The organism is Endozoicomonas sp. Z74 (assembly GCF_057680865.1).
In genome coordinates this window covers 24,245-50,694 of the sequence record NZ_JBLYZI010000034.1, presented here as the reverse complement: position 1 = coordinate 50,694, position 26,450 = coordinate 24,245, and the positions used below count along the sequence as shown (strand labels likewise).

The following is a 26,450-nucleotide window of genomic DNA, read 5'->3' as shown; positions in this document are numbered from 1 at the left end:
ACCTTCTCAAGCTTGATACTTCAGTGAAGGCTGGTATCAAGAACAAACGTAAAACCTGTGGCTGGGATGAAGACTATATGATGAAAGTGCTTGGGCTGATTGATTCTTGATCATGTTTTTGCCCTGGATAGGAGAGGGACATAGTGTACGGTTCTTTATAATCCCCAGGCTCCATCCAGTCAGTGGTAGCAAATCGATAGTTCAGCAACTCATCAACATCTGTGAATTCCCGGGTTTTATGGGCATTTTTGATCGTTACTGACCGAATATACTGAACATCTCCTTCACGCCACAAAATTTCGGGAAGAACATCATATACTTTATCGGAAAACAGGTGGACTGATTCGTTATAGTAAACCAGCTCCTTCTGTGCGGAAGGCCTGTCATTTTCTGGCTGAGCAGGAGTAGGGTTATCACTTCCCGACTGACACCCATAAAGAACCGTTAGAAACAACGATAAAACAATAAACTTGTACTTTTTCATGGCCGAGCAATCCCCATAAATGATTCAAAAGAAATCATTTTTTAGTACTAAGGTACTTTAAAAACCCGACTCAACGGGTAGATTAGCCCGGCGAATATACGACAGATAAAATACCGCTTGGATAGTGGAAAACCACCAAAGCCCATTGAATTAACCAATGACTTGTTTAAGGTATAAACAGACCCTTGATGATTGTTTCAAAATATTGAACAGTAAGGAAAGAAGATAGGAAGAATCAGCATTTAATTATGGCAACAGACAATAAAAAACTAGCAAAAAAAGCCAGAAAAATAACAGGCATTCTTGAAAAAATCCGGTTTTGCTCTTGTATTGCCGAAGAAATAGATGGCCAGATCATTATTCATTTTTCTACTTCCTCCTCTCATCAACTGGACATTCCGGGCTATATCATTCTTGCCAATGGCATGATGCCTGACACCTGCAATGTCATCATGACGGCCCTGCCAGGCAAGCCTTTAAAGCTGGGGGAAAACCTTGGTGCTATTGCCGCTTTTCTAAACCAGTTGTCAATGGTTCTATCACCGTTTCACTTTTTGCTCGACCTCCAAACCAGACAGGTTTTAATGCGCCAGAACCGGGTTTGTGCAATGGATGTGCAGCCTGACCCCACTCTTTTTATTCGCTCGGTACAACAGTTGAGTGATGATCTTACATCTGCCCTGGCCCAGCTGGAATCGGGTCAACGCTCTGTGAGGGATGCCCGGCAAATAGCGGACTTCCTCTCTGAAAGCTGCTACGGGGCTACTCTATCATGAGTTCCAGAATATTGAAGATGGTCAGAAGCCACCTGGAAACATTGCAGCTGAACCCGGACAGTCAGGAAACACCTTATCAGAGTCTGGTATTTTCCCTGTCCGAGGGCATCCAGTCTGAATTGATTGTGCTGCCTTCCAGTCCCCAGCAAGCAGAATTGTCTCTGTTGACAGCAATGGATGTCACTCAACACCTCGAACTGGATGTATTTGCCCTGTCCCTCTCTCCCAACATTGCGCCAGCACAAATCGTCTCCCTTGATCAGCAAATGGTGCTCCAGCTGAACCTTTCGACCTCTTTAAAAAACCTGGTACCGGTGATTAACGAAGCCATTGTCATTATGCGTCATTTGACCGGCATCATTTTCACAGAGCTGGTCAGACTGACTGACCGCCAGGTTGATCTTTATTCTGCCCTGGAAGCCACCTTGGAACACCTTCATTCCCCTGAAAAGAGAGGTGGTGCATGAGTTCAGGAACGGAAAACTTAACCCGGCTTGGAGGGCACTTCACCGTACCTCCTCACCTCTCAGGAACCCGAAAGACAAAAAGGCTTTACAGGCCACCGTTGGCCAGCCAGGTGCCTGTGGCTCCCGGAGGAAAACAAAACCTGTCTCTCAGCAGTCCCCCAGGCAAAGTCTGGCTGTCCGCAAAAACACTGGTCCCTGTGGGGACGAAACATAAAAAATCTCTGGCAGGAAAAGCCGCATCGGTCGCTGAAAAAACCAATGAGCTGGTTGAAGAGACCTCCCATATGACCCTGCTGGGGATGAAAATGGCCAGAATGGCTAGACGGATTACCCATGGCACCACCCATATCCCCAATGAAGCCTTCAATACGGCTTTTGAAGCTCTGGAAGGAATCAATATTGCCACCAAGGGCATCTCATTTATTAAATCCACAGGCGAAACGGTTTATGGGGCGGTAAAAGATGCCGCAGCCCACGGGAAGAGGAAAGAAGCCAGGGCCCTGCTGAAAACCTATGATCCCCAAACCCGCGGATTTGACCAGGCTACCCGAACCCGTCAACGGAAAAAGTTGAAAACCCTGATGGCCGAAAAAGGCTCAGACCTTTCCCGAAGCAAGAGCCAGATAGCCATCGACCGGTTAACACAAATTGCGGGGCAGGCAGAACAGGCCAGTAGCATCACCCACTCTGCAATGCTGCTGGCGCAACACAGCAGCCAGGTAGCCGCCAGGGCACTCCCCGGAGTGGGCATCGCCCTGGCCGCAATGAGTACCGTGCAATCAGCGGTCAAAACCGGTTCCCAGATCAGTGCCCTGAATAACCTGGCGCGGGCCAAAGCAGCCACAAAAGACCCTCTGCTTCACGCTCTGGCCGGACACATCAAACAGGAGCGAACCCTCCAGGCTCGAAAGCACCTGGCCAGTACCGCCGTCAACTTTGCATCCACCGGGGTAGCCATAGGCCTGACAGCTTCGGGCGTGGGTGCTCCTGCAGCCTTTATTGCAACGGGAGCCATCGGGGCCGCTGTCTCCATAGGGAACGGTGCCTTCAGTGCCTGGCATCACCGGAAAATGAAAAAAAACAGGCAATTAACCGACGTCCTGATGGAGTACCGGCAATCCACCAGTGCTCTGGCCACCCACAATATTGGCGTTGCAGAAAAAGCATTTCTATTAAGACTCCGACATGCCCGTGGCGAAAAGCTGAAAGAAGCCGTGGATTTTCTCCGGCACTTTGGACTCACCGATGGAACCATCAAAAAGCTGCAACTGGCACCCAGAGCAGCCGCCATGAAAAAACTCCGGAAAGTTCTGTACCAGGACAAAGTCAAATACCAGGGATTGCAATTAAAGCAAACCGCCAAAACGCTCTCTCACGTGGTGGGTTTAAGTGCTTTGGGCAAGCGAATCAAAAACGGATCCCTCTGGCTGAAGGCCAGACTGATGCCCAGTAGAAACAAAAGCAGAAGCAATTCCGCGGGAGACAGCCTTAAATCAAAACCCCCAATGGGGCGACATCAACGCAAAGCGGTTACATTTGTTCACCCGGAAAGAGTAAGGCCTACTGTCTCATTGCCCCTTAACCATTCCATCAACACTTAAGGAATCCCATGACCACCATCGACTTATTGCACCAATGGATCAAAAGAGCCGGCGCTGAAGACGATATTCTGGATAGCACCGGACGAGTCTGTTCTTTTATTTACAACGACCACTTGCCGGTCAGTATTGAAGCGCCACCTTATTGCGATGACCTGTTTGTCATAATGGAGCTTGCGGAAATTGGCATCGGAGAAATTCGTCGTAAAAGGCTGGAAGCGGCTATGAAAATCAATGCCTATGGTCTGGAAACCAGGGGCGGGATTCTGGGCTGGGATACCATTGGAGAACGGTTGACGCTTTCTTATCGAATTACCGCTGAAAACAGCTCGGCAGAGGAGCTGGACAATATCATTTCCAACCTGCTGGATGTGGCGGAACAGATCAAGCCGGAGCTGACCCTGGAGAAAGAGCAGGCCGTGCAGAAAAAACTGGCTGACCAGTTTGACCCGATGTTCAACCCGATCACTCCCTGAGCACCGCTTTCAAAAACGGCGCACTCTTGAGCACCGAAACAAATTACAGCCTTTTCAACAGGGTCTGGGCATCGGTGTAGGCAAAATGGCCCGGATCTTCCCTCAGGAAATCCGTAATCACACCGTTTTCAATCACCATGGCAAACCGGTCTGATCGTACCCCCATTCCCCGGGCAGAGAGGTCAATGGTCACATCCATCAGAGTAACCAGCTCTGCGGAACCGTCACTGAGCATTCTTATTTTACCTCTGCTGCCGATCTCCTTAGACCAGGCCCACAACACAAAGGGATCGTTGACTGAAATACACCAGAGTTCATCAATCCCCTTTTTTTTGAAGTCATCAAAAGCATCCACATAGCCCGGTACATGACTGCCGGTACAGACCGGGGTATACGCACCAAAAATACCAATGGCCAGCACTTTCTTTTTGTGGGCCAGATCCGGCAGACGCCAAACCTTTGGCCCCTCCGGGTGAGAATTATCTTCATCCGTGTATTCAAAAACACTGATATCTGGCAGATGCTCTCCGATGGGTGTCATCATAAGTTCCTTCTTACTTTTTTATAAACCTAATAGAAATTATTCCTTAGATAAAGCTTCTCTCCCTCCCTCTTGTCTATCGGTTTGTTTCATAACGTTGGCCAGCTTTTATCAATGGTTGAGGATGGCTGCCTTAATATATGGCTATTCAATAACTCGAATATTGATTGCTTAACCTTATATCCTGATCAACCACAGGATTTAATCGTCTTACACCTGCTCTTCAACTCGAATTCGAATAACCGGGTCCTCAATGCCAGACAGTTTGTTCATCAGACTCATAGCACCGAGCAGTTTTTTTTCTCTGGCCACCTCCGTCAACACCACCATTTCCAGCTTGCTGATCTGCAGGGTTTCTCGAATGGGAACCTGTTGAGCCTCAAGAATCTCCAGAACCCTGGACTTCACCCCACTATTGCCTTTGCGAGCCTGCACTCTGAGATAGTGGCCACACTCAACTTCTGAGATCGGTATCACGGGTACCGATGTATCCAGCCAATCATTCTGGAAACCAAAAGGCGCCACCGCCAGCTCCGGGTGCTGGATCATACGGCTGATGTCCATCAAATCAGCCACCACTGAAGAGGCTGTTGCTTCTGAACCCGCTCCTGCTCCCTGGTAAAAACTGTCCCCAACGGCATCACCTTTTACCTGGATGCCATTCATCACTCCGTCCACTGAGGCCAGGGAGGACGAAGTCGGAATTAACGTCGGATGCACCCTTAACTCAATACCCTCGCCTCTCTTTCGGGCTATTCCCAGATGTTTGAGGACCAATCCAAGCTCCGCAGCCTGTTGAATATCAACCGGATCAATACTTTCCAGGCCTTCGGTGTAAGCACGGTTGAACTGCAGGGGAATTCCGAAAGCGATGGCTCCCATAATGGTCAGCTTGTGGCAGGCATCAATTCCTTTTACATCAAAGGCCGGGTCTGCCTCCGCATACCCCAGGCTCTGGGCTTCCCTCAATGCCTCCGAAAAAGAGCAATGCTCTTCTGCCATTCGGGTAACAATGAAATTACCCGTGCCATTAATGATACCGGCCACCTGTTGAATACGATTGGCCGCCAGCCCCTCTCGAAGGCAGCGAATAATAGGAATGCCACCGGCAACGGCTGCTTCATAAGCCACAATGACCTGATGTTTCCGGGCAGCGGCAAAAATCTCATTGCCATGCTCCGCAATCAGTGCCTTGTTGGCTGTTACAACGTGCTTTCCCTGTTGGATCGCCTCAAGAATCAGGATTTTGGCGGCATCATAACCGCCAATGGTTTCCACCAGAATATCAATCTGAGGATTCCGGGCGATATCCAAAATATGCCCGGCGACGGAAACGCCTTCCAGGGTACAGGACGGGTTGAAACTTCGGCTTGCTACTTCCATGACCTGCAGCCTCGAACCACAATGACCGGAAATGGTTTCCGCATTTCTCTTCAGAACATTGAAGGTTCCTCCCCCGACGGTCCCCAGCCCACAGATGCCAATGTTCACCGTTTTGTTCACCGTTTGAGGGTACGAAGCTGCCCTGGCGGTCGATGGTGGCATAGGCTTTGCCCTGAGCCCGACCGAAGCCAGCAGACTGCCCAGAGAAGCCAGTTTGATCAATTGCCTTTTTGAGATCATGGAAAGCGTCCAGCCTGGAAACAAAAAGGATCAGACTAGACCAGAAATCAAAAGCTGTAGCGTTCACTGACTGACTTTTCCAAAACGACGGTAAGCTTCCTGGGCGCTCTCTTCATCCACCAGCATTTTCTCCAGCTGTTTCAGTTCCGTGCTGAGAAACAGTGATGAGTGGGGAGCCTGCAGCTCCTGTTTAAGGTCAATCTCGTGGACTGCGGAGATTTTCAGCCGGTTGTTGGCATCCAGGTAATGGGTATTTGCTGCTCTATACACCAATGGGTCACTGGTGCTGGCACACACATCGAGCCAGTCAACCACCCGGGCTCTATCGGCAGTAACAGAGGATGCCCCCCGACCTTCCAGAATATCCAGCCAGAGCTGGGTCTGCTCACAGTCCAGCTGCAACCTTCTCAGGGCTTGCCCCCTGGCTCCCCCGGACCGACCTTCTCCCAGCTTCTGCCAGGCACAATCGTTCTGCTCACGAACCGCAGCAATCATCCGGCCCAGCTTTTTTTGATGCCGGACCGACTCAATTCGAGCCACCCATTTATACAGCGAGTAAGGAAGAAAGGATTGGATTCGGGCTCGCAGCCCCTGCTGAAGGGCCGCAGCCACTATTGATACATGCCGGGATAGATGCCAGTGCTTGCTGTTTTTTTCAAAAGAGAGGTTTGTGGAGGGTTTGTTATTTCCCCCGGCAGCCACCGGTTGCGGGCAGCTGCCAGAGGTCGAATCCGGGTCGCTCATTCAACATCCCTGTGTTCACTCTGGTCTTTTAATAATAGTCACCCTCTCATCCAGGCATGGTATTTTTCCACAAGGGACAAAACGCCCTCAGGGGCATGGGCTTTTTTCCACTCTCCGGCTGCGTATTTGTTCGCCTCACTGAGCGTTGGATAAATATGAATGGTGCCAAGAATACGGTTCAGTCCCAGACCATGCTTCATGGCACTGATGTATTCGGTGATCAGCTCCCCCGCATGGTAGCCAGCAATCGTCACTCCAAGAATACGGTCCTTGCCGGGCACAGTGAGCACCTTCACAAACCCTTTTGCTTCTTCATCCGCAATGGCCCGATCCAGGTCATCAATCCCAAAGCGGGTGACTTCATACGCCACCCCCTGTTCACGGGCTTCCTGTTCATTCAGGCCTACTCTTGCGACCTCTGGGTCGGTAAAGGTGCACCAGGGAATCACCGAATAATCCACCTTGAACTTCCGGAACCGGCCAAACAGGGCATTCACCGCACAATACCAGGCCTGATGGGCGGCAACATGAGTAAACTGGTAGGGGCCTGCCACATCACCACAGGCATAGATGTTGGGGTAGCGGGTCTGCAGGTATTCATTGACCTCAACAGTGCCCCGCTCGGTCAGCTCAATCCCCAGATCTTCAAGCCCCATGTTTGACGTATTTGCCTGCCGCCCGGTGGCAAACAGCACGGCATCAAAGTCAATTTCAACCCGCTGCCCCTGGAACCCGGCCTCCAGCCACTGCCGCTCAGCCTCTTTATCCTCATCCCAGGCTTTATGAAAAGAACGGGCCTCATGCTGCAGGCGAAGATCCACTCCGTCCCGTTGAAACTGTTCCATCACCAGCTCCGAAACCTCCTCGTCTTCTCGATGCAGAAGCCGGGTTCCATGATCCAGTTGAGTGACGTTGACCCCCAGCCGGGTAAACGCCTGGGTCAGTTCACAGCCAATGGGACCACCGCCGATCACCAGCAATCGTTCCGGTTTCTCACGAATCTCCCAGATGGAGTCCGAGGTGTAGTATTGAACTTGGTCCAGACCCGCCAGAGGAGGAACATAGGGGCGTCCGCCACTGGCAATGACAATATTTCGTGAAGTGATCAGACGCCCCTCCACTTCCACAGCCCAGGGGCTGACAATGCGCGCGGTTCCGGAAATACAGTCAACCCCTAATCCGGAATAACGCTCAACAGAATCATGGGGCTCCACTTTCCTGATCACCGATTGCACCCGCTCCATCACCGCCTTGAAGTTGACGTCTGCTGTAGCATTTTCAATCCCATAATCAGCAGAACGCTTCAGGTAATGAGCCATTTTCGCCGAACGAAGCAATGCCTTGCTGGGAACACACCCGGTGTTAAGGCAATCTCCGCCCATTTTGTGCTTTTCAATCAAAGAGACCCTGGCCTTGACCGCCGCTGCAATATAACTGCTGACCAGTCCCGCAGAACCGGCACCGATCACGGTGAGGTTATTGTCAAACTGTTCCGGCTTCTGGTAACGGGAGTAGAGACGATGGACTCTCAGCCGTTCCAGGGCAAAACGGGCAATCCAGGGGAATATCCCCAGCAGGACAAAAGAACCAATGAGCGGCAGAGTCAGAATTCCACTGAGGGAAAGCTCCTCCACCAGCCCCAGCTGGGCTCCGGCATTCACATAAACAGCGGTTCCCGGCAACATACCCAGCTGACTGACCCAGTAGAAGGTGGTGACTCTCATGGACGTCAGCCCCATCACCAGATTGATCACAAAAAAAGGCACTGCAGGAATTAACCGCAGAGTGACCAGATAAAAGGCACCGTCTTTTTTCACCCCCCGGTTAATGGTGTCCAGATAACCGGAAAATTGCTTCTCAACCCAGTCCCTGAGCAACGTCCTGGAGCAAAGAAAAGCCAGGGTTGCCCCGATGGAGCTGGCAAAAGAAGCCAGCAGCAGCCCCGGCAAGAGGCCAAAGATGGCTCCGGAAAGTACCGTCAATACCGCTGCCCCCGGAAGAGACAGTCCGGTCACCGCCACATAGATAACAAAAAAGACAACCATGGTCAGGGTGGGGTCATCACGGTTCAGTCCCTGAAAAAAATCCCGGGTGAGATACTGTTGTCCATCGAAGGCAAAGAAGGCCCCGATCAACCCCACAAGCGCCACCAATAACAGCATTTTTTTCTTATTCATCGTGCTCCCCGTTTCTGGCTGGGCAAAGAAGGATGCAGGAGTGCATGGTCATGGCTGTTTTCCTATAATGCCATTCCTTGGTGACGAACAAAAACCGTCCTTAGCTCACTGCGCTGTCGCTTGTTTTCCATACAAGATGGATTTACAGCCACCTCCTTACATTGAGCCGCCTCTGGACATAGACAGGATTCCCTTGATGACGCAACTGATTCAACGCCCATTTCCCTCAGCCCGTCCCCGAAGAATGCGATACGATGATTTTTCCCGACGGCTGATGCGGGAAAGCCAGCTGTCGGTGGACAACCTGATCTACCCTCTTTTCATTCTTGAGGGCACTCACCAACGCCAGGCGGTAGCCTCCATGCCGGGTGTTGAGCGTATGAGTGTTGACTTGCTGCTGGAGGAAGCCGCAGAGCTGGTTGAGCTGGGCATTCCTGCCATCGCCCTGTTTCCCGTAACCCCTGTGGACAAAAAGTCAGAGACCGCAGAAGAAGCCTGGAACCCGGAAGGGCTGGTTCAGCGAGCCGCCAGAGCCTTGAAAACCCAATTCCCTGAGCTGGGTGTGATCACCGATGTTGCTCTGGATCCCTTCACGATTCATGGACAGGATGGCCTGATCAATGAAGAAGGGTACGTGATGAATGACGAAACCGTGGAAGTGCTTGTTCGCCAGGCGCTCTCTCACGCCCAGGCCGGTGCCGATATTGTGGCCCCGTCGGATATGATGGATGGCCGGATTGGCGCCATCCGCAACCACCTGGAATCGGAGAATTTCACCAACACCCGTATTCTGGCTTATTCCGCCAAGTATGCTTCCAGCTATTACGGGCCTTTCCGTGATGCGGTGGGTTCTGCCACTAATCTCGGCAAAAGCAACAAGTTCAATTACCAGATGGACTTTGCCAACAGCGACGAGGCCCTGCATGAAGTGGCGGCAGACTTGGCGGAAGGTGCAGATATGGTCATGGTTAAACCGGGCATGCCTTACCTGGATGTGGTCCGCCGGGTAAAAGATGAATTCAAGGTCCCCACCTTTGTCTACCAGGTCAGCGGTGAATACGCCATGCACAAAGCCGCAGCCGCCAATGGCTGGCTGGATGGCGAAGCAGTGATGATGGAGTCCCTGATGTGCTTTCGACGGGCCGGTGCTGATGCCATTCTGACCTATTTTGCCAAAGAGGCTGCACGCTGCCTCAAACAGTCATAATCCATTGAATATGCTCTGATCCGGATTGAGGTTGACGTCAGTCCGGTTCAGCTGAGAGCTGCCTGAGTGGAAACCTTTATCTTTACTTCTTTTTTGCAACCTTTTCCACTTCTGAGCCGTCGCCCTGGGCGCAGCCGTTGGCAAGCGGTTGCCCCCCCTCATGTATCAGGAAGGCAGGCCAGACCATAAATTGAACCTTGGCTCCAGAACTTGTGTAGTGTTTGAAAGGATCAATTAACGCATCCCCTTTTTTAAGCAACTTCAATGCACAAGGTGGATCCTGAACTGCAGCCATGGCCATGAACTCTGATAATGTTTGGAGATACTCCTTCATTTTGCCGTCGGCTTTCACCCGAGATTGCATTTCTTTGAACAGTTGCTGACTGATACTCTTATACCCTGTTTTTTTCAGTGCACTGACAAAGGCTTTTCTTGCCTCCAGATCAACAGCTTCGTACCGATCACAGCCAAAAAGTTCTGCAAATGCCTGTTTTTTTTCTGAGACCATCTTATTTGCCAGTGAATGCGTATCAGTGCAGGCATTCAACAGGCGCTCTATCGCAACATTCTCTGACTTGCCCTGCTTAACAGTCAGCTGGTCAAAAGCATCCGTCCACTCATTATCGTATAGCTGACTCCATTGCTCCCCAAGCTTTGTCGGCCTGTTCTGGTCACTGAGATCCGCAATACCGGGATTATTATCCGTAAGCTGGTTCCCCATTGCTTTTGACAGCCGGGTCTTCACTTCATTGAGTTCTTCCTGAATCTGCCTTTTCTCTTCTTCCAATCGTTGCCGCCTCTGACCCTGGATACTAATCTGGTCTTTCAGCTTCTGAATCTCCCCCATTAACGCCTTATCCTGCTCTGGGGCCTGATGCCTTCCTTGTGTTTCCTGACGATTTAGCTGGCTAACCAGCCTGGCCTTCTCACCCTCAAGCTGGCGGATTTTTTCGGCACTGGCTCTTTCACTCCCCTGTTGTCGACGTGCGGCTTCCTCAAGAACCTTATTACGGGCAGCCATTGACTGGTTGCTTTCGATGAGCTTGCTGTTTTCCTGTTTCAGTTGGTCCCGGGCTCGATTCACTTGGGCCAGCTCTGCTGAACTGTCAATAGCTGGCTGAGCTGGGGGCCTTTGAGAAAGCCTTTCATATTTGGCCTGAAGTTGCTGGAGGCGTTTTGAGGAGGTGCGTGCATCTGATTCCAGGGCTCGAATGTCACCCTCCAAACGCCGAGCCTGTTCGGACAAAACCTGGTTGGATTCCCTCAACTGACTGCGCTCGTTATTCAGCAAGTGGTTGGCTTTTTCCAACTCCACCAGCTTCCTTTCCAGTTCAGTGTTACTGCCAGACGCGGCTTCACCTGACTGAATCAACCGCTGGTTTTGTGCTCTGAGCTGATCATTGGCATGCTCCTGTTCTTCCAGCCTGCTTTCCAGGGTATTGATGCGTCCTCTATTTTTCTGACTGACTTCCTTCAGCTGCCGGTTTTCTTCCATCAACCGCTGATGGGTATTGCTCTGTTCCTTGATTTGTTTCTGTTGGTCCACGTTTAACTTTTTCTGCTGCTGGTTTTCTGCTACCAACTGGTGGTTTTCTTCCATCAGTCGCTGATGGGCATTGCTCAAGTCATTAATTTGTTTCTGTTGCTCCCGATTCAGCTCTGAGAGTGCCGCATTGTCAGCATCTCCACTCTCCAGCTCAACCACCCAGTCTTTCAGCCGCAGATTTTCTGCTTCCAGTGCCTTTACCCTGGCCTCAAGCTCACGCTTCTTCTCGCCCTCTCCAAGGTTTTCTGGCCTGGCTGACGTTACCTTACCCGTTGAAGGCCCAAGGGACGGCCTTCCCTCGGAGAGTTCCCTTTTCCTCTGCGGATTTAAACGTTCCTTTTCCTGCCGGGACATTCTCCGCTCAGGCTTTGGGTCAGGCTTACTTGCGGTAGTATTTTTGCGGGCGTGAGCTGCCAGCTTGACGATACAGTCGGTGGCTATATCCCGGTATTTTTCTGGAACCAGCTGCTCAATTTCCTCTTTTTTCAAATCAACACTGTGACTGCAGGGTTCACTGTCAAGCTTTTCCAACTGGCCAGAAAGGTCTGACTTTCCCGCTTTTTCAACAATCTGACGGTGAACAACCTGCAATTTTGCTCTGGCTTGCTCTATGTTGCTCGAATGGTCTTCGGCGCTGAGTGGGTCATTGCCACTTTCCTGACGAATCACTTTTAAACACAAGGTGCAATAAAATCGAAGCTCTTTAACCGTACAGTCATGAAGGCTTTTAGCAGGAGGAATAATACTGACAGCCTGTCCATTCCTGATGATCTCCACATGGATATCCCCCGGCAGCTTCAGTCCAGCCAGCCCTCCCTGAACTCGGTCCATCTCGCCTTTGTTGTCCAGAGCTTCCAGAAGATTTTCCACTCCCTCGCCGGCAGAGCTAAACATCCTGCTCTTCTGGCTGCCTCTGATTTCACCCATCAACTCATGGGCAATATCATTGAGCTTTTCAACACTGTGCTCCGCCAGGCTTGCTGTATCTTTGTTTCCAGAAGAGTTGAGTATCGTCTGGCCAGGAATGTCCTTTCCCTTTCTCTCGGCCAGTTTCCTGTCTTTCGGGGGAAGGCCTGACTCTGAGCCAGATAATCTTGCAGCCGCTTCTGTCACCTTTTTGCCTTTGTGGACCCCAGGCTTAAGGGTGAACGGCTTTTTCCCTGACGTTGCAGCGCCGGAATAACGATTGACGCTCCCGGTTCCCTCAGGAGGAATATTATCCATCTCCATGTCCTGAAATCAGATCTGTTTAACTTCCATCGGACAACAACACAAAAAAATAAGTGAACCTGAGGCCCCTTGTGTCAGTCATACGCTCGATAGACACAGATGCCCATAGCTCAGGAAAACCATTTTGCACCCCCCTCTATCACAGAAAAGGCGGAAGCAAACTGGTTTTCACAACAATAGTTCTACCGGTTTCTGATAGAATAAAAAGAGAAATAGCAACGCTCTGATTCATCTGCACCATCCGCCACTCAACACATGGCAAACCACCAGGGGTAACCGGGGCAATGTCAGAATCACTACCATCAAGAGGTCCTATGGATACTACCCTGCATACGGATGTTCAGGAGGTTCTGGCTGATTCATCGAAATCTTCAGAACCTGTGGTCAACAAGCCCCCTCGGGTCACTGATTACCAAAACCCCGATTATTACATCAACCGCGAACTCAGCCACCTGGCCTTCAACTTCCGGGTTCTGGATCAGGCGGTAAATGAAGAGCACCCCCTGCTGGAACGTTTTCGTTTTCTGCTGATTTTCAGCTCCAATATCGATGAATTTTTTGAAATCCGTGTGGCAGGCCTCAAACAGCAGATTGAATTTTCCCGGGAACAGGTGGGTCTGGACGGCCTTCGCCCACAACAGGTATTGAAGCAAATCAGTCAACAGGCCAAAGAGTATGTAAAGCTCCAATACACTATTCTTCATGAAAGCCTGTTACCGTCCCTGAGAAAAGAAGGCATCCGTTTCCTGCGGCGTAATGAGCTCTCTGAAAAACAGCAAGCCTGGATCAAGCGCTTCTTCTACCACGAAGTCATGCCCATTATCAGTCCCATCGGGCTGGACCCCGCACATCCCTTCCCCAGGCTGGCCAATAAACTGCTCTGCTTCATTGTGTCTCTGGAAGGTAAGGATGCCTTTGGCCGGGAAACCGGTATGGCGGTTATTCCTGCGCCCAGGTCCCTGCCCCGGATTGTCAAAATGCCCGCCGACGTCTGCGACGGCAACGAAAATGACTATGTATTCCTGTCTTCGATCATTCACCGCCACGCCAGTGACCTGTTCCCGGGCATGGACGTGAAAGGCTGTTATCAGTTCCGGATCACCCGGAACAGCGACCTTGACCTGGAAGATGAGGTGGAAGACCTGGCCAAAGCCCTGCAGGGTGAACTGTTGTCCAGACGTTATGGCAAGGCAGTGCGCCTGGAAGTGGCCGATAACTGTCCCCAGCCCCTGGTGGATTTCCTTCTGGAAGAGTTTGACCTCTCGGAAAATGAGTTGTATCAGGTCAATGGCCCAGTTAACCTGACCCGGATGATGTCCATCTGCGACCGCACTGACAAGCCGGAATTACTGTTCCCTCCCTTTACGCCGGGCTACCCCAAGGGGCTCCACAGCAAGCGCAAGCACGGTAACAATGTTCTGGATCTTGTGGCCAAGCAGGACATTCTTCTGCATCACCCGTTCGAATCCTTCACCCCGGTTGTGGACATGCTGCGCCAGGCGGCCAAAGACCCTGACGTTCTGGCCATTCGCCAGACGCTTTACCGTACCGGTGCCCATTCCGAAATGGTGGATGCTCTGGTGGAAGCGGCCAGAGCGGGCAAAGAAGTCACCGTCGTGGTTGAGATTCGAGCCCGCTTTGATGAAGAAGAAAACCTGGCACTGGCCCGAAGACTCCAGGAAGCCGGGGCTGTGGTGGTATACGGTGTAGTTGCCTACAAAACCCACGCCAAGATGATGCTGATCGTCCGCCGGGAAGGCCGCCAGATCAAACGCTACGCCCACCTGGGAACCGGCAACTACCACACCGGTAATGCCCGGTTGTACACCGACTACAGCCTGCTCACCTGTGACAAGATTCTGACCAACGATGTTCACAAGATCTTCCAGCAGCTGACCGGTATGGGTCGTGCAGTACGGGTTCGAAAGCTGTTTCACGCCCCTTTCACCCTTAAGAAAAACCTGATTGAGCTGGTCAACCAGGAAGCAGCCAATGCCAGGGCAGGCAAACCTGCCCGGATTATTATCAAGATCAACTCACTGACCGAGTCACACATTATCAAGGCTCTGTTTAAAGCGTCCCAGGCCGGTGTTGAGATTGATATGATCGTCCGGGGGATATGCTGCCTCAGACCCGGCATTGAAGGTCTGTCTGATAATATTCGAGTCCGTTCCGTGGTGGGCCGGTTCCTGGAGCATACCCGGGTGTATTATTTCGAAAATGGCGATGAGGATGCCCTGGTATACTGCTCCAGCGCCGATGCCATGATCCGCAACCTGGATATGCGGGTGGAAACCTGCTTCCCCATTGAAGACCCCAAGCTGGCAGCCCGGGTGAAAAAAGAGCTGGATTACTATCTGACCGATAATTCCCGCAGCTGGCTACTGCAAAGTGAAGGTTCCTACGAGAAGAACAAACCCACCCGGGGCCAGCGGAAGCGAAATACCCAGGCTCGCCTGCTGGATGCTCTGGGCGTGATTGCCAACAAGCCCTCTACAGAGTGAGCTTATAACCTCTGATGATGGAGACAGGGCATCTGCTGGCGAATCCGCTCCAGATGCCCCAGATCCAGCTCTGCCTGAATCACTGCAGGCCCTTCCCTATCGACCTTGGCCAGAACCTCTCCCCAGGGAGAAATAATCATGCTGTGCCCCCAGGTCTCCCGGCCATCAGGATGCCTCCCCACCTGATTGGCTGCCAGAACATAGCACTGGTTTTCAATGGCCCTTGCCTTTAACAGCGGCTCCCAGTGAGCTTCTCCAGTCACACGGGTAAATGCGGAAGGTACACATAGAATGCGGGCACCCTGCCTGGTCAGATGCCGGTATAACTCAGGAAACCGCAGGTCATAGCAAATGGAAAGCCCCACATGAACACCTTCTATGTCTACGAGCCCAGGTTTGTTACCGGGAATAAAATCACTGGATTCCTGATAACTTCCCTTGCTGTCTGCTACTTGCACATCAAACAAATGCATCTTGTGATAACAGGCCACTTCATCACCGGCAGGGCTGTAAACAAAACAGGCGGCATGACTTCGGCCATCACTGGCTTCAAGCACCGGTATGGACCCACCCACTAACCAGCTATTGTGCTTCACCGCTATGGACGCCATCCAGCTTCTCAACATTGCAGCATCAGTACCCAGCTCAGCCTGGGACCCACCCAGCATGGCAAAACACTCAGGCAGCAAAATGATATCTGTATTGGTGACTTCACTGCCTGCCAACAGCTGCTCAACACAAGCCAGGTTGTCGGCCACTTCCAGCCCGGAATTCAACTGAACCACTGCAGCGTTCAGGTTCGCCATCTCCCCCTCCCAATGAATCGCCAATTGCTGAGCACGGTCATCCACCTATAAGATAGCTGGAACACAAAACAAAAAGCCATTCATCAGGCCATTATAAAACGTCATGTGTTTAATTGTTTTTTCCTGGCAACCAGGCAGTAAACATCCATTGGTTCTGGCAGCCAACCGTGATGAATATTATCAGCGACCCACGCTGGACGTCAGCCACTGGCAGGATGACCCGGATATTTTTGGAGGCCGCGACCTGGAAGGCAGTGGCAGCTGGCTGGCTGTGAACCGCAATGGGCGCTTTGCTGCGGTTACCAATTACCGGGAAGTTCCTGTTAACAAGGGGAATAGATCCCGGGGCGAGCTGGTTTCCGGCTTCCTCACTTCCAGGCTCTCAGCCCGTGAATACCTGAGCTCTGTTTCAGAGCGGGCCCGCCAGTGGTCAGGGTTTAATCTGCTGATCGCTGACCACTCTGGCCTTTACTATTTTTCCAACAGAGCACCTGACCAGACCATCAAGCCGTTGCAACCGGGCATTTATGGACTTTGCAACCACCTTCTGGATACTCCCTGGCCAAAACTGCAGCAAGCCCGCCAAGGTTTTGCCGATATCATCACAGCATCACCGGACCCGGATCAATTGATTCAGTTAATGAAAGACGACAAAAGACCCCCGGTTGAGCAGCTACCAGACACAGGGGTCAGTCTGGAATTTGAAAAGCTGGTATCCAGCTGCTTTATTGCCAGTGACAACTATGGCACACGCAATACCAGTGTTCTGATATTCGACCAGGCGGAAACTCTGCACTGGACTGAGCAGAACTACCTGTCCAATGGTGTGCCCGGTGAACGGCAGTTTTTTTCTTTGCCAATGCCATTACTGGGCAACCCCTTCTATACTGAAACTCAAACGATAAAGAGCGGCTTCTTCAATGACCACCAATAACCTGTACGATCGTGACTATTACCAGTGGACACAGGAACAAATCAAACTGATCGAACAGAATCGTCTGGATGAGCTTGATTTTGAAAATCTGAGAGAAGAAATCGAGGATATGGGCAAAAAAGAAGTAAAAAGCCTTCACAGCCACTTGACTCATCTTTTGTCGCACTGCCTGAAATGGCACTACCAACCAGAAAAAAGGCTTACGGGCTATAGTTGGCAATACACCATTGTTGAGCAAAGAAAAAAGGTAGCGCATTGTCTGAACGAAAACCCCAGCCTGAAACACCGCCTGGATGATATTTTTTCAAGTGCTTATGAATATGCCATCCTCGAAGCCGCAAAGGAGACCTTTCTACCCCCTGAAAGCTTTCCTGAAAGCAGCCCATGGTCATTCGAGCAAATTATGGAAGAAGACTGGCTTCCCTGAGATCTGAGATGTGTAATCCCCACACACTCAACAATGGATAAATCTCACTCACGAGATCCATTTCATCTGCTACGCTTTTCTGCCATGGGTGAATATCATCAGTTATTGGCAAAACCAAAACCAGAGAACCTGCTTGTACAAAGCCTGTGGTCACTGGTTATCTTGATGTTTTTTCTGGTACCCGGATACTCTTCACCCCTGCCAGCCCCACCGGACACTCTTTCAGAAGCCGATTACTCCGTCACTATTCTCACCTCTCCCATCAATGGGCTTGGGTATGAAGCCTATGCCCTCACCCTGTCCCATTTTATTCATTTTTATTTTCCAGGCTGGCGTATCCGGGTCGTCATAGAAGATTTTTCTGGGCGTTCGAGGCAGCAAGCTGCAAACGATAAGACCCTATTTTATTACCCGGATACAGCCGAAGTCTTTTATCTGCCTTCAAGCTATTCACCAGAAAATCAAGTTTACCTTCACCCTGAGGCCGATAAAACCAAAGTTCAGCAATGGATCAATGAGTCTTTTATCATCTTGCTGGCAGCAGAAGCTCGATTTCAGGGAATAAACATTCCTTACTACAACTGCATCGATGTTCAACAAATCAATACCCCATTGTTTTTCTTGGGTGCCTCCGCCGATTCACAGCTACAGCTAGAGACGATCAGGAATTACCGATCTCTCCAGAAATCAATGTCACTGACAGCGGAGGTTCTTTCTTTACCGGACACTTCTGGCATTGGCTATGGGCTTCTCAAGAACTACTGGCTGGACCGGACTGACATTTCCATGGAAGATCTTGCTGTCCTGTCCTCCCTAATGGCCAGCGGGCAAAGCTCAAAAGACATTCAACAGCAAATTGCGCAACACAGGCATTCAAACCAGTCACATTTCTCCTTGGGCTGCCAGTGTCAATATTCTCTGGCTACGGGCTTTTCAAGCCAGAGCGATGGCATGCTGGTCGACCCATTTGTTCGGAAAAAGACAAAGAAGGACAAAAACATCTCCTTTGCAAATACAGTTCATAAGCTGAAGAAGGTATCACCCGATTTAGCGAACCTCATGACAAAACTGCCATCTGAGTCAACGGATAGCCCTCCTCACTATTACATGGCCTATAAACATGGGGCTCTGGATCTAGGTGAATTCCTGGCCATAGCCAGCTACCTTGAAGGGCACGATACCGAGTCATGGGTCATGGCCAATATTGATGAAAGATCTGTCTTTGGAGGAGAACTCTTTTCAAGATTTCTTGGCGCCCACGGCATTGCCAGAGTCATTTATCACAAACAGAACAAGCCAGTAAAAGAGATCGTTACCCAGAAGGGGGAAGGAGCCACTGTTAATCTGGTTCAGCTGCCCTGGTTGAATGATGAGTTATATACTGAAGTGCTGATGCATGCCCAGCCCGTCATGGGAACCACCAGCAACCACAGCCTGTTTCTGGCCATTACCCTCGGAATGTTGCCCCTATACTCTCCAAACACCAGCCTTCAAAGTGGAGTTAACGAGCATCTGGCTCAATTTGATCATTCAGGCCACCTGAAACCCGTTTTCAGTAACCTGATCACCCCCGCTGAAAAAGCCAAGGCAATACAACAGCACAGCAACCAGTTTACCGAGTGGAAACGTAATCTTTTGAATGAAAAAGAGGCCAATCACTTATTACTTGCAATGATCATTCATCATGGAAAAGGGGAGTATCCTTCCCTCTTAACCCCTATTCCGGGAGGCTGCCGGTGGGCTATTCAGGCACCGCCCTCTTCTCATCAGTCTATATCCCATGCTTTGCAGGATGTTCGCAATACGATCGCTCAATACAGCCGTGGAGTTGTGAGTCTTTCGGCGATAACGGCATTTGCCCTCGTTTCAACTTACTTGATTCGCAAAACATACAAATCCATTGGCAGACTGCAAAAACAGCACGTTTCTCAATGATCAATTCAAGACCAAAACCTTTTTGCCCTCCCAATGTGCCCAGTAAAAAAACCATTCGTCGGCCACCCAACACAAAACCATTCCTGCGCCAACCCACCGGAAAATCCAGTCCTATTCTTAAAAAGAACGTTCACTGACAATAAAGGAGTATGTCATGAGTGAAGAGCCTCAACCCCGCTTTAAACTGGCCATAACCGCTATTCTTTTTCTTCTCTTGCACCAGCCCGTTCATGCAGCCACCACCATCACAGATGCAGACAACCAGGCGGGAAAAGGGCTTAACTCGATTCGATCGGCTTTCCAGAAGTGGCAGGACAGCAGAAAGCACCCTGAAAACCTCCAGTCCCTGGCCATCAACGCACAGATTGAACACTACAGAAAACAGGCAGAGCGCCAGAAATCTGACTCAAGCCGGAATGACCTGGCCAGTCAGTCCATGATTGAGGCCTACGCCCAGTGGATGAGTTATCGAAAAGCTCAACAACCTTCTCAATAAATGGACAGCAGTCTCCCCTGAAGCCCATTGCAAAAGAAAACAGGGGAGGCTTTTCAGCCCCCAGCACTGTATGTATTGTAAAAAGCCTTTTGCTATGGACCTATGACTGCTCTGCAACCACTCCATCTACGGATGGTTCATCCTCTGCCTGTGGCAGTAAAAGGCTGAGAATGATGGCTGACAGGCCTCCGGAGGTGACCGCAGAGCCAAAAATATTCTGAACCACCTTGGGCGTGGCCACCAGCAAGTCAGGCACCATGGTGACCCCCAGGCCGATACCGAAAGAAACGGCCATAATCAACAACTTACGGCGATCCAGAGCTTCGGTAGCGAGAATCTTTACGCCAGCGGCAGCCACCGTTCCAAACATCACCAGGGTAGCGCCTCCCAACACCGGCTTGGGAATCTGCTGAAGAATGGCCCCCACCACAGGAAACAGCCCCAATATCACCAGCAGCCCTGCCACAAAGTAACCCACGTAGCGACTGGCCACACCCGTTAACTGAATCACCCCGTTGTTCTGACTGAATGTGGTATTGGGAAAAGTATTAAACACGGCTGCCAACATGGAATTGAAGCCATCTCCCAGCACCCCGCCCTTAATGCGCCGCAGGTAATCATCCCCCTGGATAGGCTGCCGGGAAATCATACAGTTAGCCGTCAGATCCCCGGTAGACTCAATGGCCGTGATCAGATAGATAATGGCAATGGGTAAGAAAGCTACCCAGTCAAAAGAGAAACCGTATTTGAAAGGGACGGGCACACTGAGCCAGGGCTGCTGGGAAATCGCGTCCATAACCGCCCCCAGGGACATTTTGCCCATGGTCAGAGCAAGAGCCATTCCTGCCAGTAAACCAATAACGATGGAAGAGAGTCGAAGCCACTGGTTTGAAGAGCGATTCAAGGCAATGATCACAGCCAGCACGGTCCCCCCCAGAGCCAGGTTGTCCAGGCTGCCAAAATCAGGGGCTTTATAGCCGCCCGCCAGATCCGTCATACCCACTTTGATCAGAGAGATACCAATGATGGTGATGACAATTCCGGTCACCAGCGGTGTCACCACTTTTTTCAGTTTATCCAGAAACCGGGAGAGCACCATTTCCACAAAGGCACCAAAAAAGCAGATACCAAAAATCAGGGACAGGATTTCATCCGGGCCACCACCCCGGCTTTTGGCGATGAATCCGGCAGCCAGTACCGATCCCAGAAATGCAAAGCTGGTGCCCTGCAGGCAGATCATCCCCGCACCAACCGGGCCAAAGCGTCGCGCCTGAATAAAGGTGCCCACACCTGAGACAATCAATGCCATGCTGATCAGGTAAGGAACCTGCTCTCCCAACCCTAAAACACCACCAATTATCAATGTTGGAGTTATAACCCCTACAAAGCTTGCCAGCACATGCTGAAGCGCCGCAAAAAACGCCTGAGGAACCGGAGGACGGTCATTGAGCTGATAGATCAGCTCCGGGTTTTCCCTATCTGCCTGTTGATTATTCATGCATTTCCCCTTTACAGCCACGAACCTTGTGACGTTTCATTGTTATAGTTTCAAGGAAGCAGAGCTGACCATTTGATCAGCTTTTAAATATGTATGCAAATAATCAGCCAACTAATAGCCATACACCGCCCCAACCCTGTCTACTGACTCAAACTTTGAGCTCAATCTCTTCTCTTGAGCCATTTGCAAATCAAAAAAAGATAATATCTCGGGCAATTCATGGAACAGAGCTTGTCAATAGAGCAACTTTAACTATTTTGAATCATTCATCTCTCCGGTTAAGAGATCTGATTCATGAGAATGGCACAGACACTGTTAATTATTTTTCTTCTGGCCTCTTCCTTGCCACCTCTGGCCATCGCTGAAATGATTCTTTGGAAGGATCTTGTTTCAGGAACATTCATTCCTGACCGCACCCCAGAAAATACCAAACGATACAAACAACAATTGGATAACCTCAAATCCAACAATATATCTCCAGAACTTGCAATTCTTCATGATGTGTTTGAAATGGATGAATACCAGGCCATCACTTGCATTCAGCATCAGTGCCCTGGTCACTCCAAGCTGGTCATCAATAGCTACCACTATTGGGTTGAGGACGGTGTCTTCGAATTACTCATGTTCACAACCAGCCAAGACTGGAATGAGGCAGCCATTAAAAAACATTCGGAGCAGATGCTTCGAGAACAGATACCCGAACTCTTTCAAGAGCCTGGAATCGAGTGGGTGATTCATGTTAATGCTCCCAAATTAAGAAGTGTTGGAGGACTCAGCCACAGTCACATCTTTATTCGTGACCAACAAACCAACTCCAGGCTACCGCACTTGTTGAAGCACCTCCCCTACAGCCGGCCAGAGGATAACCTGAAACACTGAAATTATTAATTCAGCATCCAGCGCACAGCCCGTTGGGCATGTATGGCTGTGGTGTCGTACAATGGCAAATCAACATGATGGTCAGCAACCAGCATTCCAATCTCAGTACAACCAAGAATAACCGCCTCCGCACCTCTTTCCTTCAGGGAGTGAATGGCCTGAATGTAGGCCTCCCGGGAGCTTTCCCTGATATTCCCCAGGCAGAGTTCATCGTAAATAACCCGGTGTATTATCTGTCGCTGACTGCGCTCGGGTACCAAAACCTTCAAACCGAACTTCTTTTCCAGACGACCCCGGTAAAAATCCTGTTCCATGGTAAAGGCTGTGCCCAGCAAACCCACCGTTTCAATGCCGTCTTCCAGGAGGCTTTCAGCCGTAGCATCGGCAATATGCAACAGAGGTAACTGAACCGCTTCTTCGACCATGCCAGCAACGATGTGCATGGTATTGGTGCAAATCATCATCCCTTGTGCACCAGCAGCTTCAATGTTCCTGGCAGCTTCTGCCAGTAACTCTCCAGCCTTGCCCCACTCTCCTCGATTCTGCAGCTGTTCGATTTCCGCAAAATCAACACTGTAGAGACAAATTCTGGCTGAATGCAAACCGCCCAAGGCCTGCTTCACCCCTTCATTCAATAACCGGTAATAATGGGCCGTTGATTCCCAGCTCATCCCCCCGAGCAGTCCAATGGTTTTCACGGCGCTCTCTCTTCCGGCTTAAGCATTCCTGCCACAATCAGATATTGCGCCAGGTAGTAAGTGACCATGATCAGAACAGTGGCATAAGGGATGGGTAAAAGGAATTTGTTGATTGCGATCAGACTATCAGACACCGCAAAGGTAGCGGCTCCGGTAAACAACCATTGCCATGGCCGGTTACAGAACGCAGCTCCCAGTACCATTGAGCAGATCGCCAGCAGATAGACCAGAACAGGGATCAGTAATTCACCGGTGGCCGGCAGGATCACTCCGGCCAGAATCAATGCTACAGGTAAAAAACCGAGCGCCAGCCATTTGCGATTCACATCCGAAGTGCGATCACTCCAGAACAGCACACTGTAGGTCAGCTGTGCTATCAGGAAACTGCCCAGGCCGGGTATAAAAAAATCTCCAAATGCGCCATCAAGTGCAAGAAACACATCACCGCCCGCAGAAAACAGCAGTGCAACCAGCATCCCCACTCTTAACTTACCTGTGAGCTGACTCCAGACCGGTACCATCAACAGGACAACTGGAGCCGCCTTTGCCACAATCCCCGCCTCTACGGGCAGTACACCCACCAGGAGCAGGTATGCCAGGGAAAGGCTCCAGAACAACAATGAAACAGGCTTTGGCATCCAGTCACTCTCCTTATTTTTCTTCTACGAACAGACCGCCATCACAGAACTCTCCCACTATACCTCCGGGCAAGCCTTCAACAAAGCGTCTGCCAGCCGAAAAAACAGTGAACAACCTTCAGAGAATGTTCAATGACTAAAAAGCAGTTATGGATGCTGGTTACGCTCACTGGCGTACTGATTCTGGCTCTGCTTGCCTTTCCAGGAGGCTCGGAAAATGCTCCCCCCTTACCGGCGGAAAACCCGGCTCTCTCCGAAAAAAAGCAGTACCACAAAGCAAACATTGATGACATTCTTGACCACTCCGAGGATCTTGAGCTGGTCAAACTCTCTGGTGAAATTATCCAGAAAGTGAAATGCAACACCTATCTGTTCAGGGATGAGACCGGCGAGATCAAGGTCTTTATTGATGACGACCTGATCCCTTCCCAGGGACTTCCCTTCAATCTGCCGGTGATTCTCAATGGCGAGGTGGAAAAATCCTCCCTGTGGCCCCTTCAGGTGGATGTTGACAACATTCGCTATGTGTTTTGAGGATTCGTTGGAAAGTTAAGCGCCTCCTGATTCCAGAACGCGGACCAGTCCACAGCCGGATCCCCCAGCACCAGAAAATCCGGATTGATCAAACTCTCTTTCCGGTTATAACTGAACCGCTGACCTTCCGGATCCAGAAGCACGCCACCAGCCCCTTCAACCACAGCCTGAACCGCACCGGTATCCCACTCTGAAGTGGGGCCAAGCCGGGGATAAACATCCGCCAGCCCTTCCGCGATGTAGCAACTTTTCAGGGAACTGCCCACTTTCTGGGCCTGAAGATTTGGATAAAGAGCCTTCAGCCCCTCCAGATACGCTTTTGCCCGCTCTGTCCCGTAACTCCGACTGCCCAAAACGAGCACTTCACGCTCTGGCTGAAAGGGTCTTGGGTGAATCTCATGGGCAGGCTGATCCGGAACCTTTTTGCAGGCCCCCAGGTCCCTGCCCCCCCAGTAGGAGGTCTCGGAAACCGGCAAATACACGACCCCAAGCAGTGGATAATTGCCCTCTATCAGGGCAATGTTCACCGAAAACTGTCCATTCCGGTTGATAAACTCTTGGGTACCGTCCAGAGGGTCCACCAGCCAGTAGCGATGCCAGTTTCTGCGCTCAGGCCAGGGAGTGTGCTCTGACTCCTCGGACAAAATGGGATATTGAACAGGCAGCGCCCTGAGCCCTTTTTCAATGACCGTATTGGCAGCAAGGTCCGCCCGGGTTACCGGGGTACTGTCCTGCTTTGTCTCGATGCCCAGGTCGTCCTGTTCATAAATATCGAGAATGGCGCGACCGGCCTCTTCGGCGATGGCCTCCAGATGAGGAAACAAGGATTCCAGTGACTGATCCAACATACTTATGAAGACTCCCGTAATGTTTCAGATTCACCGCACGTAAACGCCATTGATCCCAGCTGTTCACGAACCAGAAAAAGCGCAGCCATGGCCCTGGCCTCGGTAAAATCCGGGCGGCCACAAAGCTCCAGCAACTCAGCGAAAGCAAAGGTTTCCACCTCCAGCGGCTCCGGCTCATCCCCCTCCAATCGTTCTTCATAGAGGTCACGGGCCACCATCACGTGAATTTTGCGGGACATATAGTTAGGCGACAAAGTAAAGTCATCCAGATGGTGCCACTCACGGGCACCGTATCCCACTTCCTCCTTCAGTTCGCGGTTACCCCCTTCTACCAGACTCTCTCCCGGTTCGGCCAGCCCTTTGGGCAGGGTCAGCTGGTAATCTTCAGTTCCGGCAGCATACTCCCGGATCATCAGGAAGTGGTCATCATCCACCAGCGGCACCACCATCACCCCCCGGTGGCCCGAATCAAACTCCCCAAGGCGCTCATAAATACGCTCCTGCCCATTGGAAAAACGAATATCCAGCTCTTCGACCCGGAACAGGCGGGTTCGGGCAATTTCTCTGGCAGAGCGGATCTGTGGTTTTGGCTTATGGGCTGCATTTATGGTCATGGTTCCCTGACGGTGTTTTCGGCCTGAACATGAAAGGGTATTATAGGTTCGAACCCGCCTGATGAAACCTCAAACGAGCCTTCAACTGACAATACCCATGATCAACTGGAACTCAATCAGCACAGTGTTGCTGGATATGGACGGAACCCTGCTTGACCTTCATTTTGATAATTATTTCTGGCAGGAATACGTCCCCCTGAAGTACGCCGAAAAGCACAACATCCCTCTGGCCAGGGCAAAAGAAGAGCTGGAGCCAAGGTTCACCCAAACCTATGGCACCCTTGACTGGTACTGCCTGGATTACTGGGGCCGGGAGCTGGCACTGGATATCATGGCCATGAAACGGGAAATCACTCACCTGATCTCCTTCAGACCCCATGCCGACACTTTTCTCCAAAATCTCAAAGACCAGGGGAAGCAGGTGATTATGATCACCAACGCTCACCGGGACAGCCTGTCATTGAAGCTTGAGCGGCTGCCCATGGCCCACTATTTTGATCGTCTGATCAGTTCCCATGATTACGGCTATCCAAAGGAAGACCAGAGCTTCTGGCAGGCACTGGAGGCGGATATCGCCCTGGACAAAAAACGGGCACTGTTTATTGATGACAATACCGGTATTCTTGAGGCTGCCCGAACCTATGGCATCGCTGAGTTACTGGCCATCCGCTATCCGGACAGTCAGAAAGGTGCCTGGGATACCGGCAACTACCCGGCCGTCCACGATTTCCGGGAGCTGCTGATGCCGTCCTGATGGCATCTGAAAAGCC

Annotated in this window: 25 protein-coding genes; 13 read left to right on the top strand and 12 right to left on the bottom strand. The window is 51.0% G+C overall.

The annotated features are described in order from the left end of the window. Positions 1-73: 73 nt before the first annotated feature. Positions 74-484 (bottom strand): hypothetical protein, encoded by a 411-nt coding sequence (locus ACNRUY_RS12020; RefSeq protein ID WP_488111878.1) that lies wholly within the window; start codon positions 482-484, stop codon positions 74-76. Positions 485-732: 248 nt separating this feature from the next. On the opposite strand from ACNRUY_RS12020, the gene ACNRUY_RS12015 reads away from it, so the two are divergent. From ACNRUY_RS12015 to ACNRUY_RS12000, 4 genes are read left to right on the top strand one after another with little or no spacing between them, the layout of a single operon-like run. Further along, positions 733-1,260 carry a hypothetical protein gene (locus ACNRUY_RS12015; protein ID WP_488111877.1) on the top strand — a complete coding sequence of 176 codons (528 nt, stop codon included), beginning with the start codon at positions 733-735 and terminating at the stop codon, positions 1,258-1,260. Beyond that, entirely contained in the window at positions 1,257-1,727 is a 471-nt protein-coding gene (locus ACNRUY_RS12010) for a hypothetical protein (protein ID WP_488111876.1), read from the top strand. The genes ACNRUY_RS12015 and ACNRUY_RS12010 overlap by 4 nt, the downstream gene beginning before the upstream one ends. Next, the gene (locus ACNRUY_RS12005; protein ID WP_488111875.1) at positions 1,724-3,328 is read left to right on the top strand and encodes a hypothetical protein; all 1,605 of its coding nucleotides are present in this window, start codon (positions 1,724-1,726) and stop codon (positions 3,326-3,328) included. The genes ACNRUY_RS12010 and ACNRUY_RS12005 overlap by 4 nt, the downstream gene beginning before the upstream one ends. A gap of 8 nt (positions 3,329-3,336) precedes the next feature. Then, positions 3,337-3,801 carry a CesT family type III secretion system chaperone gene (locus ACNRUY_RS12000; protein WP_488111874.1) on the top strand — a complete coding sequence of 155 codons (465 nt, stop codon included), beginning with the start codon at positions 3,337-3,339 and terminating at the stop codon, positions 3,799-3,801. A gap of 43 nt (positions 3,802-3,844) precedes the next feature. Here the strand turns inward: ACNRUY_RS12000 and ACNRUY_RS11995 are convergent, their stop codons facing one another. From ACNRUY_RS11995 to ACNRUY_RS11980, 4 genes are all read right to left on the bottom strand, one after another. After that, the gene (locus ACNRUY_RS11995) at positions 3,845-4,345 is read right to left on the bottom strand and encodes a redoxin family protein (protein ID WP_488111873.1); all 501 of its coding nucleotides are present in this window, start codon (positions 4,343-4,345) and stop codon (positions 3,845-3,847) included. A gap of 207 nt (positions 4,346-4,552) precedes the next feature. Continuing rightward, on the bottom strand, positions 4,553-5,887 hold the full coding sequence (locus ACNRUY_RS11990) for a homoserine dehydrogenase (RefSeq protein ID WP_488111879.1): 1,335 nt from the start codon (positions 5,885-5,887) through the stop codon (positions 4,553-4,555). 141 nt (positions 5,888-6,028) lie between these two features. Beyond that, positions 6,029-6,709, bottom strand: a complete 681-nt coding sequence (locus ACNRUY_RS11985; RefSeq protein ID WP_488111872.1) for a hypothetical protein — start codon at positions 6,707-6,709, stop codon at positions 6,029-6,031. Positions 6,710-6,747: 38 nt separating this feature from the next. Then, positions 6,748-8,886: a dihydrolipoyl dehydrogenase family protein gene (locus ACNRUY_RS11980; RefSeq protein WP_488111871.1), complete on the bottom strand. Its 2,139-nt coding sequence runs from the start codon at positions 8,884-8,886 to the stop codon at positions 6,748-6,750. A 196-nt stretch (positions 8,887-9,082) separates the two neighbouring features. On the opposite strand from ACNRUY_RS11980, the gene hemB reads away from it, so the two are divergent. Continuing rightward, the gene (hemB, locus tag ACNRUY_RS11975) at positions 9,083-10,093 is read left to right on the top strand and encodes a porphobilinogen synthase (RefSeq protein WP_488111870.1); all 1,011 of its coding nucleotides are present in this window, start codon (positions 9,083-9,085) and stop codon (positions 10,091-10,093) included. A gap of 82 nt (positions 10,094-10,175) precedes the next feature. Here hemB and ACNRUY_RS11970 read toward each other — a convergent pair whose 3' ends face one another. Next, on the bottom strand, positions 10,176-12,863 hold the full coding sequence (locus ACNRUY_RS11970; protein WP_488111869.1) for a hypothetical protein: 2,688 nt from the start codon (positions 12,861-12,863) through the stop codon (positions 10,176-10,178). Positions 12,864-13,183: 320 nt separating this feature from the next. Between ACNRUY_RS11970 and ppk1 the strand changes: the two genes are divergently transcribed. Next, positions 13,184-15,373 (top strand): polyphosphate kinase 1, encoded by a 2,190-nt coding sequence (gene ppk1 / locus ACNRUY_RS11965; protein WP_488111868.1) that lies wholly within the window; start codon positions 13,184-13,186, stop codon positions 15,371-15,373. A 2-nt stretch (positions 15,374-15,375) separates the two neighbouring features. Here the strand turns inward: ppk1 and ACNRUY_RS11960 are convergent, their stop codons facing one another. Continuing rightward, positions 15,376-16,224: a carbon-nitrogen hydrolase family protein gene (locus ACNRUY_RS11960; protein ID WP_488111867.1), complete on the bottom strand. Its 849-nt coding sequence runs from the start codon at positions 16,222-16,224 to the stop codon at positions 15,376-15,378. Positions 16,225-16,282: 58 nt separating this feature from the next. On the opposite strand from ACNRUY_RS11960, the gene ACNRUY_RS11955 reads away from it, so the two are divergent. The 4 genes from ACNRUY_RS11955 (at position 16,283) to ACNRUY_RS11940 (ending at position 19,971) form a co-directional block, all read left to right on the top strand. Further along, positions 16,283-17,113 (top strand): NRDE family protein, encoded by an 831-nt coding sequence (locus ACNRUY_RS11955; RefSeq protein ID WP_488111866.1) that lies wholly within the window; start codon positions 16,283-16,285, stop codon positions 17,111-17,113. After that, positions 17,100-17,540 (top strand): DUF29 domain-containing protein, encoded by a 441-nt coding sequence (locus ACNRUY_RS11950; protein WP_488111865.1) that lies wholly within the window; start codon positions 17,100-17,102, stop codon positions 17,538-17,540. Before ACNRUY_RS11955 ends, ACNRUY_RS11950 begins: the two co-directional genes overlap by 14 nt. A 165-nt stretch (positions 17,541-17,705) precedes the next feature. After that, positions 17,706-19,475 carry a hypothetical protein gene (locus ACNRUY_RS11945; protein WP_488111864.1) on the top strand — a complete coding sequence of 590 codons (1,770 nt, stop codon included), beginning with the start codon at positions 17,706-17,708 and terminating at the stop codon, positions 19,473-19,475. Positions 19,476-19,629: 154 nt separating this feature from the next. Next, entirely contained in the window at positions 19,630-19,971 is a 342-nt protein-coding gene (locus ACNRUY_RS11940) for a hypothetical protein (protein ID WP_488111863.1), read from the top strand. 100 nt (positions 19,972-20,071) lie between these two features. Here the strand turns inward: ACNRUY_RS11940 and ACNRUY_RS11935 are convergent, their stop codons facing one another. Beyond that, the gene (locus ACNRUY_RS11935; protein WP_488111862.1) at positions 20,072-21,469 is read right to left on the bottom strand and encodes a nucleobase:cation symporter-2 family protein; all 1,398 of its coding nucleotides are present in this window, start codon (positions 21,467-21,469) and stop codon (positions 20,072-20,074) included. A gap of 342 nt (positions 21,470-21,811) precedes the next feature. Between ACNRUY_RS11935 and ACNRUY_RS11930 the strand changes: the two genes are divergently transcribed. After that, entirely contained in the window at positions 21,812-22,348 is a 537-nt protein-coding gene (locus tag ACNRUY_RS11930; protein ID WP_488111861.1) for a DUF3605 domain-containing protein, read from the top strand. 5 nt (positions 22,349-22,353) lie between these two features. On the opposite strand, the gene ACNRUY_RS11925 is transcribed toward ACNRUY_RS11930, so the two are convergent. Together ACNRUY_RS11925 and ACNRUY_RS11920 are read right to left on the bottom strand one after the other, a co-directional pair. Further along, complete coding sequence (locus ACNRUY_RS11925) at positions 22,354-23,046, bottom strand: aspartate/glutamate racemase family protein (protein ID WP_488111860.1); 693 nt, start codon at positions 23,044-23,046, stop codon at positions 22,354-22,356. Then, complete coding sequence (locus ACNRUY_RS11920) at positions 23,043-23,684, bottom strand: lysoplasmalogenase (protein WP_488111859.1); 642 nt, start codon at positions 23,682-23,684, stop codon at positions 23,043-23,045. The genes ACNRUY_RS11925 and ACNRUY_RS11920 overlap by 4 nt, the downstream gene beginning before the upstream one ends. Positions 23,685-23,816: 132 nt before the next feature. On the opposite strand from ACNRUY_RS11920, the gene ACNRUY_RS11915 reads away from it, so the two are divergent. Next, positions 23,817-24,218, top strand: coding sequence for a NirD/YgiW/YdeI family stress tolerance protein (locus tag ACNRUY_RS11915; protein WP_488111858.1), 402 nt, complete (start codon positions 23,817-23,819; stop codon positions 24,216-24,218). Here the strand turns inward: ACNRUY_RS11915 and cysQ are convergent. Together cysQ and nudE are read right to left on the bottom strand one after the other, a co-directional pair. Further along, positions 24,206-25,066, bottom strand: a complete 861-nt coding sequence (cysQ, locus tag ACNRUY_RS11910) for a 3'(2'),5'-bisphosphate nucleotidase CysQ (protein ID WP_488111857.1) — start codon at positions 25,064-25,066, stop codon at positions 24,206-24,208. The genes ACNRUY_RS11915 and cysQ overlap by 13 nt on opposite strands. Positions 25,067-25,068: 2 nt before the next feature. Then, on the bottom strand, positions 25,069-25,680 hold the full coding sequence (nudE, locus tag ACNRUY_RS11905) for an ADP compounds hydrolase NudE (RefSeq protein ID WP_488111856.1): 612 nt from the start codon (positions 25,678-25,680) through the stop codon (positions 25,069-25,071). 61 nt (positions 25,681-25,741) lie between these two features. Between nudE and yrfG the strand changes: the two genes are divergently transcribed. Further along, complete coding sequence (gene yrfG, locus ACNRUY_RS11900) at positions 25,742-26,434, top strand: GMP/IMP nucleotidase (protein WP_488111855.1); 693 nt, start codon at positions 25,742-25,744, stop codon at positions 26,432-26,434. The last annotated feature ends 16 nt before the right edge of the window (positions 26,435-26,450 follow it).